This is a genomic window from Microcystis sp. M53602_WE12 (assembly GCF_030065455.1).
Classification (GTDB): Bacteria; Cyanobacteriota; Cyanobacteriia; order Cyanobacteriales; family Microcystaceae; genus Microcystis; species Microcystis aeruginosa.
Genome location: NZ_JASJFB010000584.1, coordinates 1 through 9267, shown reverse-complemented (window position 1 = coordinate 9267; position 9267 = coordinate 1). Strand labels below are relative to the sequence as shown.

Annotated in this window: 10 protein-coding genes; 4 read left to right on the top strand and 6 right to left on the bottom strand. The window is 42.4% G+C overall.

Annotated elements, in window-relative coordinates; genetic code table 11:
• Nucleotides 1-35: 35 nt before the first annotated feature.
• From PX482_RS18750 to PX482_RS18735, 4 genes are all read right to left on the bottom strand, one after another.
• Complete coding sequence (locus PX482_RS18750) at nt 36-344, bottom strand: hypothetical protein (RefSeq protein WP_002736903.1); 309 nt, start codon at nt 342-344, stop codon at nt 36-38.
• A gap of 138 nt (nt 345-482) precedes the next feature.
• Nucleotides 483-1658 (bottom strand): lipid-A-disaccharide synthase-related protein, encoded by a 1176-nt coding sequence (locus tag PX482_RS18745; protein WP_288122833.1) that lies wholly within the window; start codon nt 1656-1658, stop codon nt 483-485.
• A gap of 7 nt (nt 1659-1665) precedes the next feature.
• The gene (locus PX482_RS18740; protein ID WP_288093834.1) at nt 1666-2178 is read right to left on the bottom strand and encodes a cobalamin biosynthesis protein; all 513 of its coding nucleotides are present in this window, start codon (nt 2176-2178) and stop codon (nt 1666-1668) included.
• 6 nt (nt 2179-2184) lie between these two features.
• Entirely contained in the window at nt 2185-2595 is a 411-nt protein-coding gene (locus PX482_RS18735) for a M67 family metallopeptidase (protein WP_002756899.1), read from the bottom strand.
• A gap of 279 nt (nt 2596-2874) precedes the next feature.
• Here PX482_RS18735 and menD point away from each other — a divergent pair, with 279 nt between their 5' ends.
• Nucleotides 2875-4584 carry a 2-succinyl-5-enolpyruvyl-6-hydroxy-3-cyclohexene-1-carboxylic-acid synthase gene (gene menD / locus PX482_RS18730; RefSeq protein WP_288023471.1) on the top strand — a complete coding sequence of 570 codons (1710 nt, stop codon included), beginning with the start codon at nt 2875-2877 and terminating at the stop codon, nt 4582-4584.
• A 294-nt stretch (nt 4585-4878) separates the two neighbouring features.
• Complete coding sequence (locus PX482_RS18725) at nt 4879-6108, top strand: hypothetical protein (RefSeq protein ID WP_002756895.1); 1230 nt, start codon at nt 4879-4881, stop codon at nt 6106-6108.
• Nucleotides 6109-6114: 6 nt separating this feature from the next.
• On the opposite strand, the gene PX482_RS18720 is transcribed toward PX482_RS18725, so the two are convergent.
• Together PX482_RS18720 and PX482_RS18715 are read right to left on the bottom strand one after the other, a co-directional pair.
• Nucleotides 6115-6525 carry a salt stress protein, Slr1339 family gene (locus PX482_RS18720; protein WP_288023469.1) on the bottom strand — a complete coding sequence of 137 codons (411 nt, stop codon included), beginning with the start codon at nt 6523-6525 and terminating at the stop codon, nt 6115-6117.
• A 173-nt stretch (nt 6526-6698) separates the two neighbouring features.
• A complete protein-coding gene (locus PX482_RS18715) occupies nt 6699-6956 on the bottom strand; it encodes a CRR7 family NDH-1 assembly protein (RefSeq protein ID WP_002756891.1) in 258 nt (85 codons plus the stop codon).
• An 82-nt stretch (nt 6957-7038) separates the two neighbouring features.
• Between PX482_RS18715 and PX482_RS18710 the strand changes: the two genes are divergently transcribed.
• Both PX482_RS18710 and PX482_RS18705 read left to right on the top strand, forming a co-directional pair.
• Nucleotides 7039-8463, top strand: a complete 1425-nt coding sequence (locus tag PX482_RS18710; RefSeq protein WP_043998828.1) for a protein adenylyltransferase SelO — start codon at nt 7039-7041, stop codon at nt 8461-8463.
• Nucleotides 8464-9024: 561 nt separating this feature from the next.
• The coding region (locus PX482_RS18705; RefSeq protein ID WP_002756886.1) for a BrnT family toxin at nt 9025-9267 on the top strand (243 nt) is incomplete at its 3' end.

The following is a 9267-nucleotide window of genomic DNA, read 5'->3' as shown; positions in this document are numbered from 1 at the left end:
TTTATTGCCTAGGATTTAGTATTATGGCAATATTTCTAGGGATTACCAGAAAAGAAAGAGCGCCATGCTGCTGTTCCGATCGCTCCTCCTAAAAGAATAATTAACGTCCAAACTTGATTTTTTTGGGTTCCTTCCAGCTTTTCTAGTCTTCTATCCATCCCATCGACTTTCTCAGTCAGTTTTGCCTGTCCTACCTCTAGCTTAGTTAGCCGTTCGTCGATTTTATCAAATTTCTGGTTAATATCCTGTTGCAAGGTATCGATTTTTTGGTTAACTTCCTTGATGCTATCTTTGATTTCCTTGAGGACAGATTCAAGACTATAAGTAACGGTTTCGTTAGACATTTTGGTAACATCCCTGGGAGTAATGATAGTACAATAATTTTATTTTAATCCTAAATCTGGTTATTAAAAACTGATTATCTATTGCCTCTCCTGATATGTAGCCTATACTCAACGGATTTAGTATAACTATCTCTGCCATTACTTTTGAAAAATGCTATAAATTTCCTCGGCAATATTTCTGCTACCTCCGGACTCTCCCACTCTAATTTTGCCATTTTCTAAACATCTGTGTAAATAACGAGAATCTGCCAAAATATCAATAATTTTAACCGCGGCATTTTTAAATAAATTTACCTCCGTGGGTTTCTGTCCAATAGTTATCACCGATTCCCCTAATAAGCGCATTTGTGCCTCGGCAAAAGGGTAGGTAAATTGGGGACCAAATCCGGGTATTTGTAGGACGGGTTTTCCTAATCCCACCGCTTGTTCTACTGCTGTACCCGCCATGGCTAAACAAGCGTCACAATGGTGTAGAATATCGGCAAAAGCATCACGATAACAGCACACCTTAGCCCCATTTTTCTCTAATTTTCCCGCTCCTAAATAATGCCATCCCTCTTGTTTAGCTAAATTTTCTAAGTCGGTTTCTCTGATACTAGGAATGATAGCAGCCCGAAACTGCATCGGTTTAATTTTAACTATTTCCTCACAGACTTGTAACTGTAAAGCCAAATTACTCAAAGCTTCGGGTAAACGACTCCCCGCTAATAAAGCAATCATGGGAATTTGACGATCTAATTCTAAATCTTTACCCGTTGGTGTTAAGACATCCATAATCGGATAACCAGCAAAAATCGCTTTTTTAATACCCCGATTTTGTAGGTCTGTTGCTGTATATTTATCCCGGGTAAAAACTCTTAAACAATTCTTCGATCTTAAACATAATTTTGTCAGCAAAGGTAATTTAATTGTGCCTTCGTAATAACTGGAAGTAGAAACAATAAAAGCCACAAAGGGACGACTGGTTAAACTAGCGATCGCAATCGGCACGATATCCCCCACTGCTATCAATAAATCACAATCCTTGCTAACTTTAAAAGCTGCCTGAATTTGCTGAATAGTTAGACTAATTAATCCCGCACCAATATCCTTAATCCAATTCAAAGGATTGGTATAAATAATTCCCCCCGATGGCATAGTGGCAGTGGGGGCAATAATTGGTACTGACAATTTTTGATAAGCTTTTCCCTCTCCCACTAAAGGCAAAGCAGCTATAGATAATTGGGGCTGAATTTTTTGTAATTCCCCCAGAATTAAACTAGCATTTAAATCCTCACCATGACCATTACTAAGAAATAAAACCTGTTTAAGCATCGATTTGTTATCCTCTATATTCCCTTGCTGCCAAAGAAACCGCCACCGTCACCGATTTTGCTTCTATTTGCTTGCTGACTAGCAAAGTATCGCCCATTTTTAAAGCGGCAGCTTCAGCGACGCTAGGGGTTCCTTCTTTCTTGTTGACAATAGCTGAGGGATTGGGGACATTAATATCTCTCAACTCCTCAGCAGTAAAGGTTTTTAGTGGCAATCCTTGCTCTTGACAATAGGCAATTAAACCCCGTTCATTAGCTTTGATGTCAAGGGTGGCGATACCGGCAATAGCGGCTAAAGAGAGGTGATAACGCTTAAAAACATCCCTAATTGCCCTATCTATGACCGCTTTCTCCGTCCCACGGATGCAACCTATTCCTAGCCATAATAATCGTCCATGGCACTGCACTTTTGCCCCGGAAGGATCGGGGGAAAAACCAGGTTGGCTAAAACCGGTCCACAGGGGACCTATCCCGATTAAATCGATGGTGGGTGAGTGGAAAGCAGGGGAAGCGCTAGTCATACAAGACTATAATATTTTTACCGGTTGAAATTGTTCGCCTTCGTCCAGTTGCCAAGCTTGTAAATCGATCGCTCGTCCTGAAACTACGGAGACAATTAAATAAGTATATCCTGACCAGGCTAATTGGCGATCGATTTCCGAGGGAATGGCGGCATGATCGGGATGGGAATGATAGATACCAATAATTTCTAGCTGGTTTTCCCGCGCCGATTTTTGAGCTTGTAAAAGCACTTCTGGCGCAATACTAAAGCGGTTTTTCCTATTACCTGACCAGTTATTTTCTGTGGTTTGCACGGTGATCACTTGGGCTGCTGTTTCGGTAATTTTTCCCAAGAGTAACCCACAACATTCTTCGGGATAGGTGGATTCTGCGTGGGTGAAAATACGCTGGTAAATTTGGTCTGTAATCAGGATCATAAGGGAAAATTTTCAAAACCTATTGATGTTAGTTTGCTTTAGCTATAGGGAACTTGAAAACTGGGTGCATCTCAATTTGGTCGAAATATCTATAGGACATTTTGTCCGTACGCGATGCGCCCCTACCATTGGCGCAATAATATTATTGTAGGGACTAATTGCCTTCGCTCTCTTTTAGTAACTTCTGCATCGCTGACTTAGGAATAACTTATTCTTGGCCGGTTCCAGCCAATGTTAAATTTATCTTATTGTTCCCTAACCTTTGCACTGAACTGATAAATGTCGATCGATTTTCGCAATCTTAATACACTTTGGGGTTCTATTTTAGTCGAAACATTGGCCCGTTTGGGATTGAAGATAGGGGTGGTTTCTCCCGGATCGCGATCGACTCCTTTAACGATAGCCTTGGCAAGACATCCTCAGATTGAAGCTATTCCCATCTTAGACGAGCGCTCGGCCGCTTTTTTTGCCCTGGGATTAGCCAAACAATTATATCAACCGGTGGTTTTAGTCTGCACTTCCGGGACCGCCACGGCTAATTTTTATCCCGCAGTCATTGAAGCAAAAGAAAGTCATGTCCCTTTATTAATTCTAACCGCCGATCGCCCCCCAGAATTGCGTCATGCTCACGCCGGTCAGACTATCGATCAAGTCAAACTCTACGGTAATTATCCAAATTGGCAAGCGGAAATTAGCTGTCCTAGTGCCAATATCGAGCGTTTACGCTATCTCCGTCAAACTATCATCCACGCGTGGTGGCGCTGTCTTGATCCTGTCCCCGGAGTGGTGCATCTCAACTTACCATTTCGGGATCCCCTCGCACCAACTCCCGATCTAGAAATTAACAATTTAGAGGCTAATTTTGACCAAGAGGCTTTTTTTAGCCATATATCTCGGCAAAATATGCCAATTAACCACTCAATTCTCGAAATTCCTTCTTTACCCCCCCAAGGAATTATCATCGCGGGATTAGCTTCCCCGCAAAACCCTGAAAGTTACTGTCAGGCGATCGCTGATTTAGCCCGATCGCAACAATATCCCGTCTTAGCGGAAGCTTTATCTCCTCTGCGAAACTATGCAGGGTTAAATCCCCATCTCATCACCACCTATGATTTATTATTGCGGAATCCTGCCCTTAGAACCCAATTAACCCCCGATGTTGTCCTGCAAATTGGCGAATTACCCACCAGCAAAGAATTACGGACCTGGTTAGAAGAAATCGACTGTCCGCGCTGGATTATCGATCCCCATCCCGATAATTACGATCCTCTACAGGGAAAAACCGGACATCTCAGGGGAAATATCGAGCAATTAGGGGATCTATTCCCAGATAAAACCGATAATAATCGAGAATATCGGCAATTATGGCAAAAATTCGACCAGCAAGCTCGATTAACCATCGATCGCCTTTTGGCAGCAGAAACTAAACTGATTGAAGGTAAAATCCCCTGGCTGCTCTCCCAATACCTCCCCCCCCGTACCCCGATCTTTATCTCTAATAGTATGCCTGTTCGCTATGCCGAGTTTTTTAACCCGCCTAGCGATCGCCAAATTCGTCCCTATTTTAACCGCGGGGCCAATGGCATCGACGGCAACCTCTCCACTGCGATAGGAATAGCTTATAAAAATGTCCCCAGTCTGCTATTAACGGGAGATTTAGCCCTATTACACGACACAAATGGTTTTTTAATCAAAAAATATTTTGTTGGCTCCTTGACCATAATTTTAATCAATAACAAGGGGGGAGGCATTTTCCAGATGTTGCCGATCGCCAAATTTGACCCTCCCTTTGAAGAATTTTTTGCCACTCCCCAAAATATCGACTTTTGCCAACTCTGTCGCACCTACGGTATTGATTACCATTTAATCAGCGATTGGACTGATTTTAAGGAAAAAATCGCAGTTTTGCCGGAATCAGGGATAAGATTACTAGAAATATCCTGCGATCGAGCTTTTAATACTCAATGGTTCCTCAGTAATTATGTGTAGGGTGTGGGGTGTGGGGTGTGGGGAAGTGGGGAGAATAAAGCTGCCTATTGCCTATTGCCTATTGCCTATTGCCTATTGCCTATCCTGATAAGTAGGGAGGCACAATTATTTGTAGGATGGGTTAGCGGTAGCGTAACCCATGCGGGCGTTGGGTTTCATTCTTCAACCCAACCTACGTTCATCTTATATTTAATTCCACCCACCTACTTATGTAGCCTATACTCAACGGATTTAGTATTAATTCCCTTTTTCGAGAAAGTGAATACAATGGGTGGAAAGAGTTAAAAGAGTCCGATGAATCGACAAAGACGGCAAAAATCAAGACAATTTTCTCTCCCTAGATATTCTATCTTTCCCCCGGAACAATGGCGATCGGGAGTGACTTCTTTGGTGATTAGCTTGGTCTTGTCCCTACTGATTTTAAAACTGAATACCTCTAGTCTCTCCACTGCCACCATAAATATTTTTAATCCCTCCACTGTGGGGGAGAATTTAGCCGGTAAGAGCCTAGATGAGTTAGAAAAGCAGAAAATCGCCGAATTTTTGCAAATTGCCCCGCCAGAAACCGAATTAACCCTCGATCGCGTTCCCTTGTTTATTCTCCACGATACAGCTTGGAGTATGACTGCGGGTAACATCGAAGAACAGAAAAAATATGCTCGCGGTCCGATGAAATTGGGTCCCAATGTTTACATCCCCCGCAAACCGAATTCCAGGGATAGAGATATTTTAGACTCGATCGCCCGGCCTTTTTTTGAACGTCACCGTCCCACGGCCACTTTTTATGAACAAGCAGCCGAAATGCTGCCCGCAGACACCAGGGATCAATTAGTGCGTCAACTGTGGCAACTTACCCCAGAAACTATCCGCGTCAAGGGTTTTGCACTTGCTTTAGCGGGTGTTCCTTTGAGTACGCGATCGGCCTCTGAGTTAGAAAAAAGGGCGAGAATTTGGTTAAATACGCCTTCAGAAGCCTTCTTTAAGCGTTTAGTCAAAGAATATCCCACAAATTACTTTGATGGGGCAAAAACTACCGCATTATGGGCAACAGAAGCGATTTGTCAGCAGCTATCTCACCCTAATTGCGATCGCTTGCGACCAGTTTTTGCCGAAAGAAATCGTCGGGTTATCTCCAGTGTTAACATTGAACTGGTACAAGCGCCGGGATCCCACTGTTTGACCAAAGGACGCTTGCAACCCCTCCCCGGTTACAGCGATTTTCAATACCAACAAACGGCGAAATATTATCTCCTCGCAGCCTTACAAACGGGACAATTACCGCAAATTGTCAGCCATTTTGCCGTAGATAGTTTTCTGATTAATCAAGGAAAATATCCCCATTGTGACCCCCGGGGTTTTGATCTACAACGTCTCTACAATCTCATCAGTCAAGCTTTGGATTATGACCCCGGCACTGTTTATGGCATCGTCCCTCGTTACGGCACAAATATTCTAGCCGGTGATAATATTTGGTGGCATAATCGAGTTTTTGACCAAGCAAATTTACCCACAACTTTAAATTAGACCTGATCATTTAGAAATGTCCACTTCTCCCAAAGCTTCTAGATAAGTAATCGCCGCTTCTAAAGGAGAATCGTAGCTATATGAAAACTCCTCAAACCAGCGTCCTTCCTCCGATTTGGCATCTAATTTATCTAACCATTGCTTTGCCTTTCTAGTTAAAGCTTCTCGCTTGCGCTGCTGTTTTAATGCCGCCGCTTTTTCTTTTTCCGCTGCCTCCTGTTGTTGCCTTGCTTGGTTTTCTAAGGCTAAAGCTTTTAAAAGCGCATCGGTAGCAGAATCGCTGGCATAATTAACCTTAAATTCGGCCGGGGAACGATCTTTTTCTTGGCGAGAAGAAGGGGACGGCATCGGTTTTTCCTGATCCCGTTTCTGGTATTCTGCCTTCATTTGTGCCAGTAAATCTTCTATTTCTCCCATAATGATCAAGTTAGAAAGTAAAAAGTTAAAAAGATAATTGCTCTGATTGCCTCTGCCTTAATAACTAAGTAACTGGTTATAATTAAATTGAAGATGGATCCCCCCTTAATCCCCCCTTGATAAGGGGGGTGTCTGACAGTTTTTAACACCTAACTACTGAATAACGGGTTTCCTTATTTTTCCAAACGGACCACATACCATTGTAGATAACCCTCCTCACCCAGGTCTAACTCGCAGTAATTATCGCGCAGATAGAGAGATTTTTCCTCAAAACTAGAGAATTTCGCCAATTGTCGGGGACAAATCTCTGGTTTTGCGGTGATTAAATCTTTTAACTTATCCCGCAACTGGTCGGGAGTCTGGAATTGTTCAGGTTGATCGGCCTCAAGGACAAGAAAATAGTCCCCTTGATACATAATAGAATCGGGCATCGCTGTTTGATAGTCTCAGTAGGAAAATTTTTTGGCTATCTTTATCACTTTATCGCCTCAACGCTCGATCGACACCACCACTATGACAGACCATCTCACCAATCCCTTTCTCAGTCTCCCTTACGAAAGCGCCATGCAGGACTTGGGGGACCAATACTATGATCAAGTTGCAGCCGCGGATTTTCCCAGTCATATCCTTCGTTTTCGCAATGATGCTTTATTACCTTTGGTGGGAATTCAGCCAGAATTAACCTTAGATGAGCATTTTATCGAGGCTTTTGGTAAATTTCAATCCCTGACCCCCTTTTTGGCCCTGCGTTACCACGGTTATCAATTTGGCGAGTATAATCCTTTCTTGGGAGATGGTCGCGGTTTTCTCTACGGTCAAGTTAGGGGTATTGATGGCAAATTATACGATTTTGGTACGAAAGGATCGGGACGGACTCCCTATTCCCGTCATGCGGACGGTAGGTTAACTCTCAAGGGTGGAGTCAGAGAAGTCTTAGCTGGGGAAGCTTTACGCGGTTTAGGGGTGAATACCTCTCGCTGTCTCAGTTTGGTGGAAACGGGGGAATCCCTCTGGCGCGGTGATGAACCTTCCCCGACGCGATCTTCGGTGATGATTCGAGTTAGTAATTCTCATATTCGTTTCGGGACTTTTGAGCGTTTATTTCATATTAAACGTAGCGATTTAATTAAAAGACTCCTCGATCATGTGATTATTTATTATTATCCTGAAATCAATCCCCAAGATAGCGATCGCTATTTAAAATTTTACGCCGCTTTAATCGAAAGAACCGCTAAATTAGCGGCCCAATGGATGGCCGCAGGTTTTTGTCATGGGGTTCTCAATACCGATAATATGTCAATTACCGGGGAAAGTTTCGATTATGGTCCCTACGCTTTTATTCCTTCCTATAATCCCCAATTTACGGCGGCCTATTTCGACTACGGCGGCCGTTATAGTTATGGTAATCAGCCTTTTATCTGTCGTTTAAATCTAGAGTTACTGCAATCTCCCCTGGCCATGGTCGTCTCCTTGTTAGAGTTAGATCTGGCTTTGGCTAACTATGACCAGCATTACAATTTTTATTATCAAAAAATGATGCTTAAAAAGTTAGGTTTTGAGGATATTTTTACTCCCGAATCTGCTTTACTGGTCAGCAAAACCGTGGAAGTTCTCCAAGAAACTGGCCTCGGTTATCACGACTTTTTCTATCAATTAAGTGAACAATTTAATTACGGTTGGCGAGAAAATAGTTCTCTAATTCTTGAAAATATGGATTTACCGAAAGCTGATTGGCAACGTTGGCGAGAATTATATAGTTTGGTCTTAAATCAATTACCCTCAGATTCTTTGGTTCAAATTGGGAACACCTTAACGCATTATAATCCTAAAACTGCTTTACTTAGACCGCTAATCGAATCGGTTTGGGAGGCAATTACCTATAAAGATGATTGGCAACCTTTCCAAGAATTAGTGATAAAATTACAAAATAAACAGTAATTAAGTAATAAGTAGTGGTGCAAAATTAATTTCTTGGTTAGGAGAGGCAACAGGTGATTAAATATGTGTAATTAATTATCTCTAGCTACTTATTCAGGTCATTTCCTGAAATGCGTTGGACAAAAATTGACCAGACTTGGCGATCAATGTTTCCGCTCCAACTATTAAAAGTGTCAAAATAATAGTGAAGTTTTGTGACAAAGTGCAGTCAGATCTAAGAATCTTTGCTAGAACTCTAGAAAGCTTCTGTGATAAGTCTCTTGAAAAGAGATTGTTTGCAGTAAGCTCTTCTGGCTAACACGCTTTTGGGTGTGATATGGGGAAAGTTTCTTGCAATTGCGCCTAAATCGAGTGATATACAGAAAGTTGACCCATATCGTTACTCTGGAGAGTGTTATGCAGAAAGTTGACCTGTAATATGTAGTTATGCGGCAAGTCCTCGGTTAGGACAGTGGCTTGAAGTTGCTTGCGGGGCATTCATTCACGATAAAAATTGCTTGGCATGGATAGCTGTAACGACAATTTATAACTACAATTGGTTATTGTAGCTGTCGTTCGGTTATGGAATATGAATGGGATGAAGCAAAACGTCTTGCTAATCTTCGTAAGCACGGAATAGATTTTACCGATGTTCCAGCCGTGTTTGATGGGGATATTGTAACGGTTGAGGACGATCGTTACGGTTATGGAGAGCAGCGTTTTGTCACATTCGGTTTGTTGCAAGGGCGAGTGATTGCCGTTGTCCATACAGAACGTGAGGATTGCACCCGTATTATTTCTGCAAGAAAAGCGACGAAATATGAA